Source organism: Larkinella rosea (genome assembly GCF_003858635.1).
Classification (GTDB): domain Bacteria; phylum Bacteroidota; class Bacteroidia; order Cytophagales; family Spirosomataceae; genus Larkinella; species Larkinella rosea.
This window is the reverse complement of record NZ_RQJO01000010.1, coordinates 304,388-327,134: the sequence shown is the minus strand read 5'-3', so window position 1 is coordinate 327,134 and position 22,747 is coordinate 304,388. Positions and strand designations below refer to the sequence as shown.

15 protein-coding genes are annotated in these 22,747 nt (G+C 51.4%); 5 read left to right on the top strand and 10 right to left on the bottom strand.

Annotated elements, in window-relative coordinates:
- Positions 1–2: 2 nt before the first annotated feature.
- The 9 genes from EHT25_RS22230 to cobA form a co-directional block, all read right to left on the bottom strand.
- A complete protein-coding gene (locus tag EHT25_RS22230) occupies positions 3–3,020 on the bottom strand; it encodes a sensor histidine kinase (protein ID WP_124877369.1) in 3,018 nt (1,005 codons plus the stop codon).
- 127 nt (positions 3,021–3,147) lie between these two features.
- A complete protein-coding gene (locus tag EHT25_RS32755) occupies positions 3,148–3,297 on the bottom strand; it encodes a hypothetical protein (RefSeq protein ID WP_185731451.1) in 150 nt (49 codons plus the stop codon).
- A gap of 153 nt (positions 3,298–3,450) precedes the next feature.
- The gene (locus EHT25_RS22225; RefSeq protein WP_124877368.1) at positions 3,451–5,535 is read right to left on the bottom strand and encodes an ATP-binding protein; all 2,085 of its coding nucleotides are present in this window, start codon (positions 5,533–5,535) and stop codon (positions 3,451–3,453) included.
- Positions 5,536–5,816: 281 nt separating this feature from the next.
- Positions 5,817–6,293 carry a nitrate reductase associated protein gene (locus EHT25_RS22220; RefSeq protein ID WP_124877367.1) on the bottom strand — a complete coding sequence of 159 codons (477 nt, stop codon included), beginning with the start codon at positions 6,291–6,293 and terminating at the stop codon, positions 5,817–5,819.
- Positions 6,294–6,332: 39 nt separating this feature from the next.
- A complete protein-coding gene (locus tag EHT25_RS22215; protein WP_124877366.1) occupies positions 6,333–7,793 on the bottom strand; it encodes a rubredoxin domain-containing protein in 1,461 nt (486 codons plus the stop codon).
- Between the two features lie 85 nt (positions 7,794–7,878).
- A complete protein-coding gene (locus EHT25_RS22210) occupies positions 7,879–11,478 on the bottom strand; it encodes a nitrate reductase (RefSeq protein ID WP_124877365.1) in 3,600 nt (1,199 codons plus the stop codon).
- A 96-nt stretch (positions 11,479–11,574) separates the two neighbouring features.
- Positions 11,575–12,891: a NarK family nitrate/nitrite MFS transporter gene (locus tag EHT25_RS22205; RefSeq protein WP_124877364.1), complete on the bottom strand. Its 1,317-nt coding sequence runs from the start codon at positions 12,889–12,891 to the stop codon at positions 11,575–11,577.
- Between the two features lie 24 nt (positions 12,892–12,915).
- Entirely contained in the window at positions 12,916–14,460 is a 1,545-nt protein-coding gene (locus EHT25_RS22200) for an alginate export family protein (protein WP_124877363.1), read from the bottom strand.
- Between the two features lie 378 nt (positions 14,461–14,838).
- Positions 14,839–15,594, bottom strand: a complete 756-nt coding sequence (gene cobA, locus EHT25_RS22195; RefSeq protein WP_124877362.1) for a uroporphyrinogen-III C-methyltransferase — start codon at positions 15,592–15,594, stop codon at positions 14,839–14,841.
- A 276-nt stretch (positions 15,595–15,870) separates the two neighbouring features.
- On the opposite strand from cobA, the gene nirB reads away from it, so the two are divergent.
- The 4 genes from nirB to EHT25_RS22175 all read left to right on the top strand — a co-directional run bounded on the left by nirB (position 15,871) and on the right by EHT25_RS22175 (position 21,012).
- Positions 15,871–18,390, top strand: a complete 2,520-nt coding sequence (nirB, locus tag EHT25_RS22190) for a nitrite reductase large subunit NirB (RefSeq protein ID WP_124877361.1) — start codon at positions 15,871–15,873, stop codon at positions 18,388–18,390.
- Between the two features lie 111 nt (positions 18,391–18,501).
- Positions 18,502–18,858: a nitrite reductase small subunit NirD gene (gene nirD / locus EHT25_RS22185; protein WP_124877360.1), complete on the top strand. Its 357-nt coding sequence runs from the start codon at positions 18,502–18,504 to the stop codon at positions 18,856–18,858.
- Between the two features lie 7 nt (positions 18,859–18,865).
- Positions 18,866–20,323 carry an ATP-binding protein gene (locus EHT25_RS22180; protein WP_124877359.1) on the top strand — a complete coding sequence of 486 codons (1,458 nt, stop codon included), beginning with the start codon at positions 18,866–18,868 and terminating at the stop codon, positions 20,321–20,323.
- 2 nt (positions 20,324–20,325) lie between these two features.
- Positions 20,326–21,012, top strand: coding sequence for a response regulator transcription factor (locus EHT25_RS22175; RefSeq protein ID WP_124877732.1), 687 nt, complete (start codon positions 20,326–20,328; stop codon positions 21,010–21,012).
- Positions 21,013–21,030: 18 nt separating this feature from the next.
- On the opposite strand, the gene EHT25_RS22170 is transcribed toward EHT25_RS22175, so the two are convergent.
- Positions 21,031–22,026, bottom strand: a complete 996-nt coding sequence (locus EHT25_RS22170) for a sensor histidine kinase (RefSeq protein WP_185731450.1) — start codon at positions 22,024–22,026, stop codon at positions 21,031–21,033.
- Positions 22,027–22,340: 314 nt separating this feature from the next.
- Between EHT25_RS22170 and EHT25_RS22165 the strand changes: the two genes are divergently transcribed.
- Positions 22,341–22,730: a sugar 3,4-ketoisomerase gene (locus EHT25_RS22165; RefSeq protein WP_124877357.1), complete on the top strand. Its 390-nt coding sequence runs from the start codon at positions 22,341–22,343 to the stop codon at positions 22,728–22,730.
- Positions 22,731–22,747 lie beyond the last annotated feature (17 nt).

Genomic DNA, 22,747 nt, shown 5'->3' with positions numbered 1-22,747 from the left:
AGTTATACGTTTTCAATGGGAATGACCATGTTCACCCGCGTCCCGACGGGCTGATTATCGGCATCGAATAGGTCGATTAGCTCAATTTTGGCTTCGCTGTCTTTCCGGCGCAGGGATTCGAAAATACCACGGGTCATTTCCTGACCGCGCGAAATGTGACCTTCGGTGCGGGGGGCAAACGTTCGTCCAACGCCGTTGTCTTCAATGGTACAAACGATGTGCTTGTGTTGAATCCGGGCCGTAATGGTCAGTTTCTTTTCCCCTTCTTTTGGCATCAAACCGTGCCAGATGGCATTCTCGACGTAGGGCTGGAGCAGCATCGGCGGCAACTGGGCTTCGAGCAATACTTCATTTTCTTCAATATCGAACGTGTAACTGAATTCATGATTGAAGCGGAACGACTCGATTTCGACGTACATGCGCAAGGTGTCGATGATCTGCTCGAACGAAAGGTACGGGTGGTTCGAATTTTCCATGATCCGGCGCACCAGCTTGGAAAATTTCGACAGGTATTTGGCACCCTCGATACCGCGGTTGGTCAGGAGGTAATTCTGGACGGAATTGAGCGAATTGAACAGAAAATGCGGATTCATCTGCGATTGCAGCGCCTTCAACCGCCATTCCGTAATCTGCAAATCCAGCCGGTTGCGCTCGTCGAGCGTATTGACCCGCCAGCGCATCATCCCGACAATCAGACCGGCAATGGTGAGTCCGACGAGCGTTCGGAAAAACCAGGTGTTGATGAAATACGGTTTTATCATAAATCGAATGATCAGCGGTTTTGGGCTGGCAATCCCAAAACTGTTGCTGCTCCGGACGTGGAGTACGTACGATTTGGCGGGCAAATTGCTGAACGAAACCGTATGCTGAGTGCCCAGATCAACCCAGTTGGGTTCCAGCCCTTCCAGTTGGTAGCTGAATAAATTGCGGGAAGTGGGCTCAAAATCCAGGGTCGAAAAGTTGAGCGTCAGGGAGTTTTCGTCAGGCTGAATGATGATCTCCCGCGTCAGGTCCTGATGAATCATTTTTCCTTTCACTTCCACCGAACTAATGGCGATGTGCGGAACGGCATTGGCCTGATTCAGCGTGATCATATTTAGAATATTGACGGTATTGATGTGCCCGAGAATCAACTGATTGTTAGTGGCTTTCAGAAAACCGACCGGATAGTTGCTGTACAAACCGTCGATGGTGGACAAATACTTGATTTTCCGGGTTTGGGGATTGGCAATGTGAATGCCCTCGTTCGAACTGAACCAGAGGTTCCCGGTATTGTCTTCACAAATGTTGGAGCAGTAGGTATCATTGAGATTATCGTGCTGATAATCAAACGAAACCAGAATCTGGCCCGTCGACGAAATTTTGTTGACACCCCCCCAACTGGCGACTAAAACCGAACCGCCCGAGCCGAGCTGCAAGGAATTAATGCACAAACCGCTCAATCTTTTGTTTCGGTTGACGGACAACTGGTGGATGTTGATAAACCGCCCACCGGGTTCATCAAAAAAGTATAACCCGTTGGGGCAGGTCGCCACCCAGATTTTGCCATCGGCTGCTTCAATGAGTGTTCGGATGTAATTTTTATTGATCAATTCCTGGCCCACTGCAGCCGACCAAAGTTTGATTTCGGTGTTGGTTTTGGGGTCAATGACTTTCAAACCTTCCGTCAGACTGGCGATCCAGAACCGCCCTTTCCGATCCTGGAGACCATCCCGAAACTCCGTGGATCTGAACAACCGCTCGGCTTTCGACAAAACCGAAAACGGTTCGCCGGGCGAATTACCGACAAACAGCCCTTTGTCGGTAAAGGCCACCGGGCGGTTTTGAATCAACCGAAGCCGGTACGTATAGGCGTTGACCGGATATGGACTCAGCCGAAATTGATTCGTCGCAGCCTGCCAGGCCAATGCCCCGCTGTGCGAAAGTCCCAGCCAGAAACTTTCGTCCGGCATCTGGAGCGGGCTGGTAATTTCTACCGGCAACCGAACCACGCTGGCAGGAATGTTAATGGTGTGAATGCCCGGATTGCGATACCGGTATTTGAAGATGCCCTCGCGCGTACCAATCCAGAGAATACCGTTGTCTTTATCGTTGTAAATATCTTTGACGTGAATCCCTTTGTCGTAGAATTCGGGCAGATTATACAGTTTATCCTGCTCGGGATAATACAGACTCGCGCCTTTTTCGGTCCCGATCAGCAATACCTGACGGCCATTTTCGTCAACGGTTTCCTGCCCGCAGATGACGTTCTGATTCTGGAGGCCTTTCGTTACAAACAAAAAAGTTGAATCGGCGGGCGAAAACCGGATCAGCCCCGAGTCGTAACCACCCATCCAGATGTTACCCCTGGTGTCTTCGAACGCTTTTTCGAGCCGGACCGGTTTTTTGTTGGCCGGTACCCGGGCTTCGCTGCCCAGCAGACACGTCAGTTGGTCGTTTCGCCGGTCGTAACCGTATAACCCAATCTCCGAAATGACCCAGAGACGGTGTTTACTGTCTTCAAAAAAAGTGGCGTCGTGGTGGACATTGGGTGCGGAGGTCAGGGCGTAGCGCCGGAGTTTTTTTCGGCTCGGGTCATAGCGTTTTACCGCCGTATAATCGCTCATCCAGATTTGCTGACGCGAATCGACAAAAACCCGGTCGTGTGTGTCGTTGGTTGGATCGCTGTCGTCGAAGTTGTTGCGGAGGACGGTTTCGACGGTTAGCGTTCGGGGATCGATCCGACACAATCCCCCGGTGGCAATGGTGGCATACACGTTGCCGGACGAATCGGAAGAGATGCCGGAGCAATAACCCAGTTTCAGGCTGTCGAGCCGGAGAAACGTGTAGCCGTCGTAGCGGCAGATGTTCCGGCCCGTACCCACCCACAAAAAACCTTGTTTGTCTTTGTTCAGACACCAGACATCATTCGACGGAAGGCCTTCTTTGGTGGTCAGGAGTTCGAGCGTCAGGGTAGGAATTTGGGCATTCGTTTGCCAGCAGGCAATCCAAACCAGTAAAAAGACCCTGATGTACCGCATAAATCAACTCCCGATTGACAGGCTGTAATATTACTGGATTATCCACTCAGTTCCGATACCGAACGCTCACTCCTTACGAACCTGCTGCTCGTACAAAACCGCCTTTTTCCGTCCTGGAGTAAAGCTTTTATGCGTTAAAAAAAACCAGGCTAAGTAAAATAATGAGGGTGATGATCAACAGGGCGATCCAGTCGAACCGCCGTTCCAGAAATCGTTGTAATCCGCCCCGGATCGTTTTCAGACTGTCTTTTTTGGTGAAATTTTCGCCACGTTCCATGCCCGTATTTTATGTTGATGGATAGATATTCCATTAAAAATGAGCATGAAATGTGGAGCAAAACCGCCCGGTTGATAACTGGCGGGGATCCTCCCAAAACCGGTTGGGTTGACTTGATATGCGGTAATGCAGAAACGGAGATGTTTACGGGGTTTAGTGAACGGGAAACTCGATGTAGAAGGTGGTTCCCTGGTTTTCCTGACTCTCAAACCAGAGCTTACCATCGTGAGCTTCAATGATTTGGCGGGAAATGGACAGGCCCAGGCCGAATGTTTTTTCACCCGATGTACCGGTTCGTTTCGCTTCGCTGTACGGACTGAACACCTTATCCTTTAATTCCGCCGGAATGCCGATGCCTTCGTCTTTGATCATAAGTCGCACCCGATCGGCGGACTTTTTCGTCCGAATGGTGATCGTCGAACCCGGCGGGCTAAATTTGATTGCATTTGTCAGGAGATTTGCAATAACGCGCCACATTTTCTGCCGGTCGATGAAGACATCGATGGCATCGGTTTTGAGGTCAATAGACTGTTTTTTGGTTTCCGCCTTTAACTGAAGAACATCAACGCAGGAGGTCAGAAATTCCCGCAATTCGACCCGTTCTTTTTTGTCGGGTAAGGTGTTGGAGTGCAGGAGGTTATCGATCAGATCGAGCGCATCGGCCGACGAGGTTTTGATCATGCTCAGAAAAAACTCAGGTTTCCGCACTTTCAGTTCGCCTTCCATGAGCAGGTCAGCCGCCATGCTGATGGAGCCGACCGGCGTCCGTAAATCGTGGGCGACCACCTTCAGCAGCCGGGCGTTTTCCTGGTGGCTCTTTTCCAGAATTGTCAGCGTGGTTTGCAACTGCGTATTCCTTCCTATAATCTGCCGATTGAGATCTGCCAGTTTCAGCAGGTTTCGGCGGGTTCGTTTCCAGCTTAGCCAGATTAAAAAGGCGATGGTGAGTGCGAGCAGCGAAATGGCAATGGTTGCCAGGAGATACAACCGGTTTAATTCTTCCTTTTTAAGCAGCAGTTCCGTGTTGTGTTCGTTTTCGAGTTTCAGCAAGACCTGATCCATTTTATCAAAGTTTCGGGAATTGCGATCGACTACCTCCTTTAGTTTCAGGTATTTTTTTAGAAAAGAGAGCGATTTACCGGGTTGATTTAACTTGTCCCAAAATTGCCACTCCACTGAATACAAGCGCAACAGGGCCTCGTCGTTGGATAAGGTGTCCAGTGAAGCCTGCAACTTTTCCATCTCCGACCGGGCTTTACCCATCTGATTATCTTCCAAATAGACCCTGGATAGGGTGGCCTGCGAAAATTGGGCGTCGAAGTTATACCGGTTTTTCTGACTGTTGATACGGATACTTTCCTGAAGAACGGGAATAGCTCGTTTATAATCCCGCATTTTCCGGTAAACAGCCCCCTGGTTTCCGTAAATAACTCCACGAGCCTGCTCTATGAAATTCTGCTTGGTAGGGAATTTGGCTTCGTTTTGTTGAATAAATTGCAGTGCCAGATCGTAGAAATAAACAGCACTGTCGAGTCGGTTCAGCAACGAATAACATTGGGCGACGTTGCTGAGATAACCCTGCCGGTTCACAAATAAATTGTCAAAACTATCGCCCTCGGGACATTCCATCGCTTCCTGGTAAGCCTGTTTGTAGTAGCCAGCTGCTTTGGCGTAATTTTTCTGCTCGTAAGTCATGCTGGCAACCCGAGCTGTATACGGGTTGCGTTTGCATTTATCAATGGGGTCGATTAGTATTTTGCCACGAAAATAGTAACTGTAAGCTTCGTCGTAGTTTTTCCGAAATTGCATGTGATCACCCCGGTTTAGGTGCGCCAGGGCATATTCGGCCCGGTATTTATTTTTAATTCCCTCCCGATCAAACAACAGGAAAAGACTATCAATGTATTGCTCTGCGATGACCAAATTAATTGTGTTATTCCGGTCTGAATAATAGGTCAGCAGGCGTTGGTATTTCCGATAGCGATCCAGGATACCGGCTTCCGGAAAACGGGCGTAGGCCGAATCCAGAAATAATTTGGCCCGGTTGGTATTCTGGATTGTATTGAGGTGATCGGCCCGGTCGAGAAGGCTATCCACCCGGGCCTGGTGATTGATGTCCTTGGCCGGGAAGGGATCACAGGAATTGAAGCTGAGGATAAAAGCCAGTACAATCCATTTCAGACACCAAACCGGAATTGACCTCCTTTTTAGAAGGGTTGAAATCGGGGCTGATTTCATTTATTCAATGTTAAACGCTGGAAACGGTTCCATTTTTCACAGAGAGATGGTTCGCTATGTCAGGCAGCCGATTTCAATCTAGAGGTTAACACAGTTCAACCCGATTTAAAGGCGATTTTCCATTGGAAAACCCACTCCATTCCCGGTATAAAAACCGATCGGAAAGCTGAGATCTGAAAGTGGCTTGCTTCTGAAAGTACAAACAAATATAAAGCCACAAGATACGCAGCGGTGTTATAATTACTCAATTTGGGAATAAAAATTTTCCGTATTCCCCACTTTCAGCTTCGGCCAATCCCAAACTCCTTCAATGCCCGGGGGAAGTTTTTCCCTTCGTGCCCCGAACGACTTAATTTGACCAGGGCAAACCGCCGGAGCACATCCAGCCGAATCCATTGTCCAATTGTGAGGGGCACACAACCGTATTCGACCGCTTTTTGCTGCACTTCTTCGGGAACACGGCCCAGCGTGTCCCAACTGGCGTCCACCGGTGGTAATTCGCTAACGGTTTTGCCACAACGCTCGGCCACAAGCTGAGTCAAAAACCGGCGATACCCCATAATTTCGGGTTCGGTAAAACAGGGCCGGGTCGCTAATTCCCGTTTTTCCGCAACCGTTAATTTCACCCATTCGGGTAGTTTTAGTTTGATCAGGCTGGTGTCCAGTTTGTAGCGCACAATCATCGGGATGCAGCGGAACGTATCGACAAAGTCATTCTCAAAATCAAAATAGACGGTTTCGAGTGCGTGCGGTTTCATGGAGACAAAAGGGTAAGTGGGTGAAAAAGAAAATGATGGTCAAACATTGATCATTGACAATGGCATTTCGTGTAACGCGCTTTTGGGCGTGTCACAGGTGGAACACGAATAATCGGCCGGAAGTTGACTGAACAGAACACCCGGCAAAATGCCCTGCCGTTCGTCGCCAAATTGGGGATCGTAGATGGTGAGACAGTGTGGGCATTGATGGACGACGGTAACTGGCTGGGGAGTTGGGTCGGCTGGTTCCGGTTCCAGCCGGGCGGTTTTTCCGTTTTCCAGCGAACGACGGTTGCTGAATTGGCGACACAACCGGTCGATCTGATTGGGCAGAAAGACTTTCAAGAGCCCTTTTTCGAACGGAATGTACATCCGGCTGTTCGGGTTGAAATTTTCGGTATAATACAGATCGTACAGACTGAATAACGCCAGCTGACCGATGTGCAGCAACGGGCGTTTGCGCACCAGCACCGATCCGAACACCTCCGATTTGGGCCGCGTCTGCACGCCAAAACAGAGCCCGAAGGTGCGCATGTCGTATTTTTCGAAATACCGGATCACGTAGTTTTTCAGTTGCATTCCTTCGTCGCTGTGGTCCTCGGTTTGCCAGGCCAGTTCGTTGGCCGCGTGCCGCACATTGATGTTGTGTTTGCCCAGTACATGCGACCATGCTGCGCGGTCTTTTTCTTCAATTCCTTTGATAATGAGCGATTTCCAAGGGGTTACGCACATTTCGCCAATCCGGGTTTTCAGGCAAAGGGTGCAGATGTCCAGCAAAAAATCAACGGAAAACTGCTCATCCCGGCGGTACAAACCCAGCCACGAGCGTTGGCCGTAGCGATTAAATCCTTCGTAATAGGGCAGTGAAAATTCCGGCAATTCAACTTCCTGCGTGGCGGGTTGGGTAATAAAACGGTGTTGGCTGCGGACCGATTGATAGATCGTTTCGTCAAGTCCGGAGCGGTTTTCGAGGAGAGCCGCTTCAACGGTTTTGGCCAGCCGACCCAGGTCGTTGGTATAAATCAGTTCCGGCCAGCGATAAACCCGGTTACTTTGTTTGGGTCGCACGTACAGAAACCAGAAATGCGGTTCCGGTGAGGCAATGAAATTGAGATTTCCGGTGAAAAAAGGCGTAAAGCTCTGGTTGGAATCCGAGAGATTTATTTTCAGCTTTGGCGCATACTCGAACTGATCCAAAACCGTATGATACTCGCTTTCCCGCAGCCAGGCCCCCGTTCGGAAAACATCCTCTCCGCAGTACGAACTAATGATGTTGGGATGGAGGTCGGAATTAATTTCATAAAAAACGGGCTGTTTTTTCAATTCTTTTTCCAAGCCGCGTAAATCTTCATAATGTACTGTCATCAGCAATTGCTGCCGACTGCCAAACCGCACTTTCCGCACGTTGGCACTGCGGGCCATCAGCAACACGGTTTGCAACGTGCCGGGCGAAACAATTCCCGCCGGCAGGTTGACTTTTAAGGTGTAATAATCGCGCATAAGCTTTAGAAATGAATAATGAACAATGAATAATTAAGTCCATAAACAGGGCCAAATACATCCCAGACATTTCATTGTTAATTATTCATTGTTCATTAACTACCATAGCTTCACTCATTTTCTCCAAAATACTCCGCACTTCCGGGCGGCACGAACCGCAACCGGTTCCGGCGCCGGTTTTTTGACACAATTGCTGAAAATCGGTGCAACCGGCTGAGATGGCCCGTTCCAGATTTCCCTGACCAACGCTGTTGCAGGAGCAAACCAGTTTGCCTTCCATCGGGTCAACTTTCTGGCTGGCACGCAGGAGCTGAAGGCGTTTTTCGGAGAGTTCGGTGCCTTTGGCAATCAACTCGCGGAATTCCGCAAATTCGTTTTTATCCCCCACCAGAATGGCACCCACCAGCTTGTCGCCGTGAACGATGCATTTTTTATAATACCGCTTTGCCTTGTCGATAAAAACGATTTCCTCGTAATCGGACCCTTGATTCGATGGAACTTCCGTTAAGCCCATGCTGCACAGGTGTAATCCTTCCATTTTCAGGATACCGATGGATAAACTGCCCCGATAAGGCTGCGAAATATCCCCGGCGATGAAGCGGGCCGCCACTTCGGCCTGTTGTTCGGCCGCCAGGGTAATGCCCCACATCTGTCCGTTCCATTGCGCTACTTCACCGGCCGCAAAAATGTCGGGATCAGACGTTTGCAGGTAGTCGTTGACCACCACGCCCCGGTTACAAACCAACCCTGCCGACCGCGCCAGTTCGATATTTGGCTCGGTTCCGATGGCCATCACGACCACCTGGCAGTCCAGCTTTCGGCCCGATTTTAGCTGAACACCCTCCAGTCGGCTGGTTCCGGCAAACGTTTGTACTTCTTCGTTGAAATAGATATCGATCCCCCGGTCGCGCAATTCCAGGTATAATAATTCGCTGGCGAGCGGATCGAGCTGGCGTTCCATCACCCGCCCCGACCGATGGACCATCGTGACCCGAACGCCAATTTGCCGCAACGATGCTGCCAGTTCCAGTCCTAATAAACCGCATCCGACAATCACCGCATGGGGGTCGGTTTGGGTCAGAAAGGGAAGGAGGGAATCCGCATCGAGCCGCGACCGCATGTTAAAAATTCCCGGCAAACGCGGCACGCCTTTGGGCATAAACGCCCGGCTACCGGTGCCAATCAGCATCTTATCGTAGGGATGTTCAACGCCGTTGGTGTCGATGACAACTTTGGCCTGCCGATCGATGTGGGCGATGCCGACACCTTTGTGAACGACAATGCGGTTTTCCTCGAACTGCTCCTCGCGAAGTTTGACCAGTTGTTCCCAGGATTGAGCTCCACTGATGTAATCGGGCAGCAGAACCCGGTTGTAGAATGGATAAAATTCCTGGGAAAAAACGTGAATTTCATCCTGATTCGTTAATGAGCGATAGGCATTGATGAAACCCAAACCCGCCGAACCGGCGCCAATGATGATGATTTTCTCGACCGGTTTTTGGTAGGGCAACACTTCAACCGCCGAAAACTTGAAATCCGGTTCTTTGGAACGTGGATCGACGAGCGAGTTGGTCAGGTTGTTGGCGCGTACCTGATTGTTAGTCAGAATTTTACCCCAGTGCATGGGCAGAAAACACAAACCGGGTCGAACGTCATCGGTAAGCTGTGCCTTCACGCGGACCTCACCCCGCCGACTTTGAACCACGACCAGTTGCCCTTCCTCAATGCCGCGAACGTTCGCATCGTCGGGATGAATTTGCAAAAACGGTTGCGGAATGTGCTGTCCCAGTTTGGCCACCCGACCGGTTTTGGTCATTGTATGCCACTGATCGCGAATCCGCCCCGTTGTTAGAACCAGCGGAAAATCCTCATCCGTGGGTTCGGACGTATTGCCATCCGGAACCGCGTGAATCTGCGCCCGCTGATTGGCCGTATAAAACCGGTGGTCGGTGAAAAGCCGTTTCGTGCCGGTTTCGGGAATACGGTTTTCAGTTTTCGGGATACGGTTTTCGCTATTCGCTATTCGGTATTCATTATTCGTTATAGGCTTATCATGCTGCTGAAATGGCCACTGAATCGTGCGGTTTTTTCGGAGTAATTCATACGTTACCCCCGTTACATCGACATTCGTTCCGGCGGTAAGTTGGGCGTATTCCTGATACACTTCGGAGCAGTTCGTGTACTTGAAAGCGTCGCCAAAACCCATTTTCTGCGCAAACCGCCAGAGAATTTCCGAATCGGGCAGGGTTTCGCCGGGGCCGTCGATGACTTTCGGGAGGTACGCAATCCGCCGTTCGGCATTGGTCATGGTGCCCTCTTTTTCGAGCCAGGCAGCCGCGGGCAACACCACATCGGCAAACGCCACGGTATCGGCACGATTCGAAATATCCTGAACCACCACAAACCGGGCATTTTTCAGGGCTTTTTCGGCCGTGTTCACATCCGGCATACTCACCAGCGGATTCGTGTTGATGATCCAGATGGCTTTCAGCGAAGCGTCGCCCGACCGGTCGTCGGCCAGAGCCTCGAACATTTCCGTGGCCGTCAGACCCGGTTTTGCCGCAATCTTAACCGGACTGTTCCAGAATGCTTCGACTTCGGCGCGGTGAGCAGCATTCATCACATCGCGGTGGGCCGGAAGAATGTTTGCCAAACCGCCGGTTTCGCGGCCACCCATGGCGTTGGGCTGCCCGGTGAGCGAAAACGGGCCGTTGCCGGGTGTTCCAATTCGCCCGGTGATGAGGTGTAAATTGATGAGAGATAGATTCTTATTCACCCCAATCACCGACTGATTCAGACCCATTGTCCAGAGTGACAGGAAACCTTTCGACCGGCCAATCCAGTTCGCTGCTGTCTGAATGGCTTCGGAGTCAATGCCGCACAACTCGGCGGCTTCGTCAATGGAACGCTGCATCACCAGCTCGCGGTACGCTAAAAAACCGTCGGTATGATCGACAATGAACGAATGATCGATGTGCCCGTTTTCGATCAGTAACCGCCCAATGGCATGATTGAGCACAATGTCGGTGCCGGGACGGATGGGCAGATGCAGATCCGAGGAGCGGGCGGTATCCGTCCGACGCGGATCGACGCAGATGATTTTGACGTGCGGATTGGCGGTTTTATGCGCTTCGATGCGTCGCCAGAGAATGGGGTGACACCAGGCCGGATTGGCCCCTTGAACCAAAAAAACGTCGGCTTCCTCGATGTCGTCGTAGCAAACCGGTACGGAATCTTCGCCGAGCGACAGTTTATACCCCACCACCGCCGAACTCATGCAAAGCCGCGAATTGGTGTCGATGTTGTTGGAGCCAATAAAGCCTTTGATGAGTTTATTGACCAGGTAATATTCTTCCGTTAAACACTGACCTGACACGTAAAATGCCACCGAATCCGGGCCGTATTTTTGAATAAATGTCTTGAAAACAGCGGCCGTCCGCTCCAGGGCCGCATCCCAGCTTACGCGTTGCAGGGGCATCGACCGGTTAAACCGCATCTGGGGATATAGCAACCGATCCGACTGATCCATCACGGTATAGTGCAAATTCATGCCCTTCGAACAGAGCATTCCCCGGTTCGACGGATGTTGCTTGTCGCCTTCAACCGTCAGCCGCCCATTCGGCTCCTGATTGACCACGATCCCACAGCCAACCCCGCAATAGCAACACGTCGTTTGATGAGTCATGATTTGAAGGAATTAATGGAGGAACGGATGAAAGCAGGAAGGGAAATAAATTGGTCGAATTCTTTTTTTCCTTCTTCCTTTAATCATTTCCTCCTTTTAAGCGGTTTGCAACTCCGTTTCGGCAGTTTTAACGACGGCGGTTTTTCCAAAATTGACCAGGAACAGGAGCAGTCCGGTGGCCGCGACGATACCGCCGATGTACAGAAATGCCTGTCCGTAGCTGATGGATTGTGACTTGAAGAGAAAGCCCATCAGCATGCCGCCAATGTTACCGCCCGCGCCGACAACGCCCGAAATGACTCCGACGGCTTTCGGGTTGACAAACGGAACAATAGCGTAGGTGCCACCGTTGGCCATTTTCAGAAACAGCGCAAAGACGATCATCGAAAGAATAGCCATCGGTAAGTTACCGGCGTTGGCAAAAAGCATAATGCCACAGCCTTCCAGAGAAAGCATTCCGGCCAGCAGAATGCCTTTGCCGCGCAGACCGTATTTACTTCCCACTTTGTCGGCCACAATACCGCCCAGCGCCCGGGCAAATAGGTTCATGAAACCAAACAGCATGGCCCAAAAACCGGCTTCGGTTTCTTTCATATCGAAATTGTCGAAGAAGTAGAGGGATGCCACGCCGTCGAAGGTGATTTCCATTCCGAAGCAACAGGCGTAGGCCAGCGCGAGCGCCCAAACGCGGATGTCGGCGCAGGCTTTCCAGAAATTGACTTTTTCACCTTGAACTGTTGTGCGTTGGATCTCATCCGGTCCGGCGTTCCGGTAGTTACCGTTTGGTGTATCTTTTGTATATCGGAAATACACAAATGCCATGATGAGCATCAGAATACCCGGAAACACCATTGCCAGCCGCCAGGCTTCGGGTTTGGTGTACCCAAATCCAATGATGGTCGCCATAATAACCGGCATGGCGAGTTGGGTGATTCCGCCCCCCAGGTTTCCCCAGCCACCGGCGACGGCGTTGGCGGTTCCCTTGATTTTCGGGGCAAACATCATGGAGGTGTGAAACTGCGTGATGACAAACGACGCGCCGATGACGCCAATCGCCAGACGGAACAGCAGAAAGGTGGTGTAATCGTGGGCGAGCCCGACCAGCATGACCGGAAACGCACCCAGAACGAGTAAAGCCGTGTAGGTTTTACGGGGTCCCCAGGTGTCGCACAGGCGGCCGACGACCAGCCGGGCGAAAATGGTGGCCGAAACGGCAGCGATGATGGTGTTTCCGACTTCGGGTTTGGTCAGTTCCAGATCGGCACGGATGGCGGGCATGAGCGGTGCCAGGCCGAACCAGCCGAAAAAGCAGACAAAAAATGTCATCCAGGTGATGTGGAAAGTCCGCATCTGAATGCCTTTGAACGAGAAGATGGAAAGCGTTTCCAGGGGTTTATTGGCGAATGAGTTCATGGCTTTTTGATTAACAGGTAAGCGTTATTTGACAAAAAAATCGGGCCGGATATTGATCATCAGGTACGCCCACGTTCCCAGCTTGTCTTTCTGATTCATGGTGCCTTGCTTGCTGTATTCCAGTGAATTGGTGCCTTTCATCAGGGCGTAACCGGCTTCCAGCATCGTGAATTTGTTCAGGCTGTAGGTAGCGGTGAAGTCGTATTCCAGCCCCAGTTTCGATTCCAGCCTGGCACCCGTAGCCGCATCCGGCATTTTGTTGAGTGTCGGTGCAGCCAGTGCGAAATAATGGACATCGAGGGCCGTCGTCAGGCGTTTTCCGGTGTATTTAAACTTCAGAAATGCATCTTTTAAGCCACCGGCGGGCGAACCCGTGCCGACGTAGAAGTAATCCATATATCCCCAATGCTTGTGCGGAGTGCCATACAGCGGATCGAATCGCCCGGTTTCTCCCGGTTTTGCGGTGGCCGCATTTGTTCCTGACAGTACCTCATAACCCGGGCTCACACTCAGCAATCCTTTCTGGAACGTGACATTCGCGCCATAGTGATAAGCGTTTCGAATGCGCAGCCCGTCGCGGTCTTTGCCACTTTGCAGATACCCGAAAGTCTGCCATTGAACCTGAACGGTTTTGTCGCTGGAGCCACCAGCCTGCCGCGTCAGCATGGCGCCGTAAGTCAGCCGTGAATGGACGCCCGAAACGTCATAACGTCGGCCATATACGTAACCTGTTGCCGCGCTGCCCAGCGAGTCGATTCGGTATTTCGAAAAATCGTCTTTAAAGACCAGTGCCGAAAATTTGACCTGACCGGACGCCGGACCGCCAAACTTACGCGTCAGATACGCCATCTGAAACGATTTGAACTGCTGATTCTGCCCATTTGTACTGACGGCATTGGCCACCACCGGAACGCCCCCTTTTCCCACTGTCGGCAGAAAACCGCCCGGAATCGCCAGCGTGACATTTTTGTCCGACAGGGCCGAGGTCGGGGCATTGGCGGGCGTGTAAGCCGTGCCGGTTGCTCCGAATGCATCCGAATTCTGGTTAAACCCGACGCCCAGATCCAGCGCCCACCCGTGGTGCTGGGCTTTCAGCAGGGCCGCATCGAACCGGCGGCCCTGTTGCAGCCAGTCGAGATTGCCCAACAGCCGCACGTCGTCGTATACCAGCTCCTGACGTCCGATTTTTAACGATAAATTCTGGATGGGCTTGAATTTCAGGGTACTATCAGCGCTGTTGATGAGCGTCAGTTCGGCCCAGGCTTCGTGAACCATCAGGCGGTTTCCGTCGGTGCTGCTGATGCTGGATGCGTCCTGACCCCACACCCGCACATCCTGCACGGCGACGTTGAAGTTGACGCGGTTCCATTTGTAACCGAACGTCAGCCGGGTGCGTTGCGAGGTAAATGCAGCCGCCCGGCTATTTTTGGGTGTCAGATTTCCGTAGCCGTCGCGCAGTTCGGTGCGGGTCCGGAGCTGGCCGATCAGCGACACCTGTGCATAGAGATGGAAGTGGACAACAGTCAGAAAAAGGCATACGAATCCGAATGGCCTGAAGTAGAGTTTCATGGCATCGATGGTGGTTGAAAGAAAAAAGAAACGGCCAGTGCAAAAACATCCGGAGAGCCCGGAACGGGAAACTGAAAGGCAATCACCTGAGAAGGCAGGTCGTACAAACCCATAGTTACTATCAACTATAAGCGAGCCCGCGCGGTGAAGGTGGCAGAATTTGCTTTACGTCTTTATTTTCATTTTCTTTGAACCGTTTGTGTTTAACATAGACAAACCCGTTTTGGCCGATCCAAAGGTGCCCCCACACCGGATCGGCTTTTTTATTCTCGGTTTACGGTTTTCGGTGGTTGACGCATGCTCATTAACGCGCTAATCAAATGCGCCAGTCCCGGCGGGGAACCGCACCGAAAACGGTAAACCGTATACCGAATACCGTCAAACCACCGACAGGCTGCGCAGACACTCCGCCAGATAGGTCGGGTGCAGGGCAACTACTTCGCCGATGATCAGCACAGCCGGCGCCCCCACGCCATGCTCGGCTACTAAATGCGGCATTTTCCAGACCTGACCCACCAAACACTGCTCATTGATGCGGGTGCCGTTCTGAACCACGGCCATCGGAACGTGGCCCCGTCCGGCCTGGCAGTAAAGCGCGCAGATTTCCGCCAGCTTATTGAGGCCCATTAGCACAACCACCGTGGCTTTTGACTGAACCGCCAGTCGCAGGTCGTCGGAAAGTTCGCCGTGGCGGGTGGTGCCGGTGATGACCCAGAAACTTTCACTTACCCCACGGGACGTAACCGGTATGCCCTGCGAAGCCGGAACCGCTATGCAACTGGAAACACCCGGTACCACGTCACAGGTAATGCCAAACTGCCGGACGTACTCAAATTCCTCGTACCCGCGTCCGAATACGTACGAATCACCGCCTTTGAGCCGAACCACATGTCCGTGTTCCTGCGTCATCCGCACAATCAGCGCATTGATTTCATCCTGCGTGAACGACACTTTTCCCGCCCTTTTTCCCACGTAGGTTTTCAGCGCGTGTTTGGGTGCATAATCCAGCAGGGCATGGTTGGCCAGATCGTCGTACAAAACAACGTCGGCCTGTTGAAGCGCTTTGATTCCTTTTAAGGTGATCAATTCGCCGTCGCCGGGACCCGCCCCCACGAGTGTAAGCTTTGGCTTCATCGCTATCGCTTTTAGAGTGTTAATAGTTAAAATGTACTATTAGTAGTAATTGGTAACTATTAAATTATTGCTTCAAAATTAAGGGCATAATTTTGAAAAACAAATGATTTCGATAAAAATAAGATTAAAATTTAAGACATACAGAATAAAAATATAGGAAATTGCCAAAAATCAGTTTAATTTTGAAGCACACTATTTCAGGGGTAATTGGGGAATTTTACTGAAATAGTACAATAAATAAACGGGTTTGTTTTATAACTATAGTTACTATTAACTATGAACGCAAACAAAATGATGCATGTCGTCGTGGTGGGCAACGGCATGGTAGGCTACAAATTCTGTGAGAAACTGCTAGCCAAACAAAAAAACGGCCCACAATTTATCCTGACGGTTTTTGGGGAAGAGCCGCGGGTGGCCTACGATCGCGTCCATTTGAGTGCGTATTTTAACGGAAAAACCGCCGAAGATCTGACGCTGGCTCCCGAAAGCTGGTACACCGAAAACGGCATCAAGCTCTACCTGACTGACCCGGTGGTCGACATCGATCGGGACCGGAAAGAGGTCCGTTCGCACCACGGCGTGGTCGTACCGTACGACTATTTGGTTCTGGCGACCGGTTCCGGCGCGTTTGTGCCGTCCATTGCCGGGGTTGAAAAAGACGGGGTTTTCGTGTATCGCACGATCGAGGACCTGGACTTCATTCAATCGTACGCGAAACGCGCGCGGAAAGGCGCAGTGATGGGGGGCGGTTTGCTGGGGCTGGAAGCCGCCAAAGCCCTGCTCGATCTGGGACTGGAAGAAGCGCACGTGATCGAATTTGCGTCCCGGTTGATGCCCCGCCAGATCGACGATGCCGGGTCCGGGGTTTTGCAACGGCAACTGGAATCGCTGGGATTGAAGATCCACCTGTCCAAAAATACGCAGCAAATTACCGGCGAAGACACCATCAAAGGCATTCAGTTTGCCGATGGCACGCTGCTGGACATTGACATGCTGATCATCTCTGCCGGTATTCGTCCGCGCGATGAACTGGCGAAATCGGCCGGTTTGACGACGCACCCGCGCGGAGGCATCGTGGTCGATAACTTTCTGCAAACCTCCGACCCAGCGGTTTTTGCAATTGGCGAATGCGCTGTGGTTCACCACATGATTTATGGTCTGGTGGCACCCGGTTACGAAATGGCTGAAGTGGTGGCGTCCCGGTTGATGGGCCTGGAAAAGGAATTCAAGCCCTACGACATGTCGACCAAACTGAAGCTGATCGGCACCGACGTCGGCAGTTTTGGCGATCCGTTTGTGTCGGAACCGGCCTGCCGAACCATTACTTACGAAAACAAAGCCAAAGGTGTTTACAAACGCATCAATATCTCGCCGGATGGCAAGGAGTTGCTGGGCGGTATTCTGGTGGGCGATGCCGAGCAGTACAATATGTTGCTGCAAACCTGCAAGAACAAAACCATTCTGCCACCCGACGCCGAAGACCTGATTCTGGGTTCGCGCGGGGGCGAGGAAGCGGGCGCTGGAGTCATGGGGCTGCCCGACGACGCCCTGATCTGTTCCTGCGAAGCGATCACGAAAGCACAACTTTGTCATGAAATTGGCGAAAATGGCCATAAGACCATCGACGCGCTGAAAAAAGCCACGAAAGCCTGTACGGGCTGTGGCGGTTGTACGCCCCTGGTGAAAGATCTGATTCAGGGCGTGTTGAAGCAGCAGGGGCATTACATCCGGAACGTACTGTGCGAACACCTCGATTACACGCGTCAGGAGTTGCTCGATCTGGTGAAAATCAACAGCTTGAAAACATTTGATGAGGTGCTGGATCAGTTCGGCAAAGGCGACGGCTGCGAGGTTTGTAAGCCGGCGGTGGCGTCGATTCTGGCGAGTTTGTGGAACGAAAATATTCTCGAAAAAGGCCGCGCCACCATTCAGGATTCGAACGACCGGTTTTTGGCCAACATCCAGAAAGGCGGGACGTATTCGGTCGTGCCGCGCATTCCGGGGGGCGAAATCACGCCCGACAAACTGATCGTCATTGGCCAGGTGGCCAAGAAATACGGATTGTACACCAAAATAACCGGCGGTCAGCGGATTGATCTGTTCGGTGCGCACGTGGGCGATCTGCCGATGATCTGGGAGGAACTGATTGCAGTCGGTTTCGAAAGTGGTCACGCGTACGGCAAATCCCTGCGGACGGTGAAAAGCTGCGTGGGGAGCACCTGGTGCCGGTTTGGCGTTCAGGATTCGGTTTCGTTTGCCATTGAAGTCGAAGATCGTTACAAGGGCATTCGGTCTCCACACAAAATCAAGTCGGGCGTGTCGGGTTGTATCCGCGAATGTGCCGAAGCGCAAAGCAAGGACTTCGGCATCATCGCGACCGAAAAAGGCTGGAATCTGTACGTCGGCGGCAATGGCGGTTCCAAACCGCAACACGCACAGTTGCTGGCTTCGGATGTCGACAAAGAAACCTGCCTCAAATACATCGACCGTTTCCTGATGTTTTACATCAAAACCGCTGATCCGCTGACGCGTACTGCGACCTGGATGAACAAGATGGAAGGCGGCATGCCGTACCTGAAGGCCGTCGTCGTCGACGATGTGCTGGGTATTGCCGATGAGCTGGAACGCGAAATGCAGTTGCTGGTCGACACGTTCAAATGCGAGTGGAAAGAAGTGGTCGACAATCCCGAACTCCGCAAACGGTTTGCTCACTTTGTCAATGTTCCCGAGCAGAAAGACCCCACAGTGGCGTTCGAATCTTTGCGTGATCAGAAGCGGGCGAAGGAGTGGAAATAACGTACCCACGGACTGAAGTCCGTTTGGTCCTTGACAACTAATCTTGATCTCAAAAAAAACAAAAACAAATCTCACGGACTAAAGTCCGTGGGTACGTAAAAAACAGAACTCATGGAAGCGCTTGTTGCTGATAAAGAAGAAATTACGTGGTATTTAGCCTGCCGGGTCGACGATGTTCCGACCGACGGCGGAGCTTGTGTGCTGATCAACGGCCACCAAATCGCCATTTTTCATTTTGCCCGCCGGGGCGAATGGTATGCGACGGATAATGAATGCCCGCACCGCCAGCAGATGGCGTTGGCGAGAGGCATGATCGGAAGCCTGGGCGACGAGCCCAAAGTGGCTTGTCCGTTTCATAAGAAAACTTTTTCGCTCCGGACCGGTCAGTGTTTGAATGACGACGGCTACCAAATTATGACCTTCCCGGTAAAAGTAACCGACGGGAACGTGTATATTGGAGTAGAATAAGTAAAGAATGAATCAACTCGATCAACAGGTTGCGCAGCGATTAACCCGGTTTTACATGCTGGCCCTGACGGTCATTGCGGTTTTGTCGATTACCGGTCTGCTGTTTATCCGTCGAACGCTGAGCGACCATAACAACGACGGTCGGGTGGTAAACGTGGCGGGTCGGCAGCGCATGTTGAGCCAGCGCCTGACCAAACTGGCGTTGCTTCGAACGGAAGGAATTCTCACGGTGGATACGGCTTCGTTTCCCGCGTTGTTGAACACCTGGAGCCAGAGCCACACCCAGTTACGCAATGGGACGTTGCGCATGGAAAAGGAGTATGTGGTCCGGAAAAGCCGGCAAATCGACCGCATGTTTACGCAGATCGAACCGGTTTTTCAGTCCATTTACGGAAGCCTGGTCCAGATTAACAACCCGTCGGCAACGGAGGATCAGAAGAAAACCGCCCTGCACACGATTCTTCGGGCCGAACCTTCTTTTCTGGAACAGATGAACGCCATTGTGTTTCAGTTTGATAAGGAAAGTTTTGAACGGGTCAAATCGCTGGAGCAGGTCGAGTGGGTCCTGTCGGCGTCTACGCTGCTGACGTTGCTGATCGAAGCGTTCCTGATTTTCCGGCCGGTGGTGACGCACACCAAGGATGTGATTCGCAAACTGACCGAGTCGGACGAGGCTTTGCGCATTGTCAACGAAGATCTGGCGGTGGCCAACGCGGACCTGGAAGTAACCAACCGTCGACTGGTTGACACCCAGCGGGAACTGGTGCGGGCAACCGAAGAAAAATACCGTTTGCAACTGGAGGAAGAAAACATCCGGTCGGCGGGATTGCTGGAAGGTCAGGAAGAGGAACGGCGCCGGTTTGCGCGCGAAATTCACGACGGAATCGGGCAGATGTTAACCGGTTTGAAGCTCCAGGCGGAGAAATTGAAAGTCATTCCGTTTCCCGAACCCAAACACCGTCAGCGGTTTGAGGAATTGTGTGAACAGATTTACGATGTTATTCAATCGACCCGGCAAACGTCGCACAACCTGATGCCGTCGGTGCTGGGGGACTTCGGATTGGGAGCGGCTTTGCAATTTCTGGCGGAACAAACCGCCCGATCTTCCGGTATTCAGGTTATCTTTGAAGGAACTGACAACGAAAACCGGTTGAGTCCTGCCGTCGAAATTGGTTTATACCGAATTGCGCAGGAAGCCCTGAACAACGCCATCAAGCACGCGGAGGCCCAACGCATTCGGATTAACTGGCAACACTCGGACACCAAAACCGTGTTGCTGATTGAGGACGATGGCAAAGGGTTTTCGCTGAAATCAACTTCGAAAGAAAACCGGAAAATTCAGGCGACTAATGGCCTGGAAAACATGCGAACCCGGGCCCGTATGCTGAAGGGTGAACTGACAATCGCGTCGAAGGTGAAAAAAGGAACCAAAGTGACCGTTCAATTACCTGATACAACCTCATGACTATGCCGATTCGCATCCTTGTTGCCGACGACCATTCTGTGGTGAGAAAAGGAATTCGGACGTTGCTGGAAGATGAAACCGATATTGAAATCGTGGGCGAAGCGCCCGATGGCGACGAAGCGATCGATTTGATTCCGGTCGTTAAACCGGATGTGCTGTTTCTGGACATTACGATGCCGAAAATGTCGGGCATCGAGGCTTTGCAGATCATCAACCAGCAGTATCCAAAAATCCGGATTTTGATGTTCAGCATGCACAACAACAAGGATTATATCCTGAAGTCGGTGCAAAACGGAGCTGCGGGGTATTTGCAGAAAGACACCGATCGGGAGGAAATATTGCGGGCCGTGCGGGCCATTAGTACCGGCGAATTTTATTATCCGCCCAGCGCATCGTCAGTCATCATCCAGCACCTGATTGTTCCCGCCGGATCGACCCAGGACCAGGCCGTCAGTTACAGCCCCCGGAAAAAATCGTCGATCTGGAACAAGGTCAGTTCGCGCGAAGCCCAGATTCTGACCTGTCTGACCGAAGGCATGAGCAGCCAGGAAATCGCCAAACGATTCGATATCAGCGCGAATACCGTGGCGAACCAGCGTGCCAGTATTCTGAAAAAAGTGGGCGTGAAAAACACCGTCGATCTGATTCGGCTGGCGCTGGAAGAGAAAAACAGCGGTTTAAAAAAGTGAAGCAATGGGTTAGCGCGTTCAACAGGGAACCGTCAACGACACCAGCACTCCGCCATCTTCGGACGTTTCGTAGACCACCGTTGCGTTCAGCAATCGGGCAAAATCCCGGATGATTTCGTGCCCGAACTGCGTGTTCAAACCGGGCATCGCTTCGGACGCACTGAAATAACGGTTGATATCCTGCAACAGGCGGGGCGAAATACCAACCCCCGTATCCGAAACCGTAACAACAATTTTTTCATAAGCCTGCCGGGCCTGAATGCGAACGACACCGTCATCCGTGTTTTTATTGGCATTATCGAGCAAATTTCGCAGGATGGTTTTCAGCAATACCTTATCCGTTTTGATCTTCATGCGGGACGGAACCTCCAGCTGTAACGCATTTCCGTGCTGAAGCATATTTTCTTTATACAACTCTTCGAGTTCAGTAACAATCTCCAGCAGGAAATATTCTTTCAGTCGAATGCCGTAGGCATGGTCCTGGGTCGAAATCCACTGCATCATTTCCTCCGTCAGAAAATGAATCTGTTTGGTGGAGTTGTTTATTTCCGTAATCAAACCGTCCAGTTCGGCGGGTGAATCCTGCTTCCAGTTCCGAAAAAGATAAGCCGTATTCTTGTATAAATACCGCAATGGCGATCGTAAATCGTGGATCAGAATGGAAATAAACCGGTCTTTTTCGGTGATGGAAAGGGATAGATTCTCCCTTGATGTTTTTAATTGATCGTTATGCAACTGCAGTTCCGAAATCAGTTCCTGCTGCTGCAAAATGCGGATTTTTGTTTCGTGTTCCTGTTTTAAATGCTGCTGCTGGTTGCGGTAACGTATTCGTAGTAAAAACCACCCCGTCGCCACAATCACCACCAGCAGCAGAACGGACACCCAAAGCGGATCATTCCAGCCCAATATGAAACCGTAAGGTAATCGCCTGCATTTTTCAATCGATTGAGTAAATCTGGATTTAACGCCCGCAGATGCCATCCCGTTTCCGTGAATGAACGGTAAAGAACTCATCCGAAAAGGTAGTGGAGAAATCTGTTTACAGACCGTTTCTCTCCATTTTTTGGTACGCATACGATTGCTTATAGCCGGGATAAATCCTCCCAAACTTAGGCAGGATACCGATCTGCTTTTGTAGAAAAAAATGTATTTTAAATGACAACCTGCTTCTTTTTAGCGCTTTTTACTCAAAAACGAGCGCATAAATCCGGCGGAAATGGATGATTTTCTACAGGGAATTTCTCGGTCAATGCATTGCTTTGTAACGAATCAGAATTTGTCCGGCAGCAGGAACGCGGGCGGTTTTATTCGAAGTAAATGAGCTCGTTATGGCAACGTTATACACCTTACAATCCGCACAGCATCGCATTGTTCAACTGGAGCAGTTAACCGATCTGACTTTTCAGCGATCCTACCTGATTTATAACGTTCCGGCGGGCCAGTTAAGGGGCCGGCACCGCCACCAGAAAAACCACAGTATTCTGTTTTGCGTAACCGGTTCCGTGTCCGTATTTATTCAGTCGGCAGGATATGAAACCGTCTTTGAATTGACAAGCCCCGATCAGGCACTGCACTTACTTCCGACCGATTGGCGGTTATTGTACGATTTTTCGCCGGATTGTATCGTTCTGGCCCTGGCCAGCGATCTCTTTTCCAAGCTGGATTATATTCCGGAACCGTATCGACCGGTTTTCCTGCCCGATAAAATTATTCACTGAGCTAAGCACAATTACAG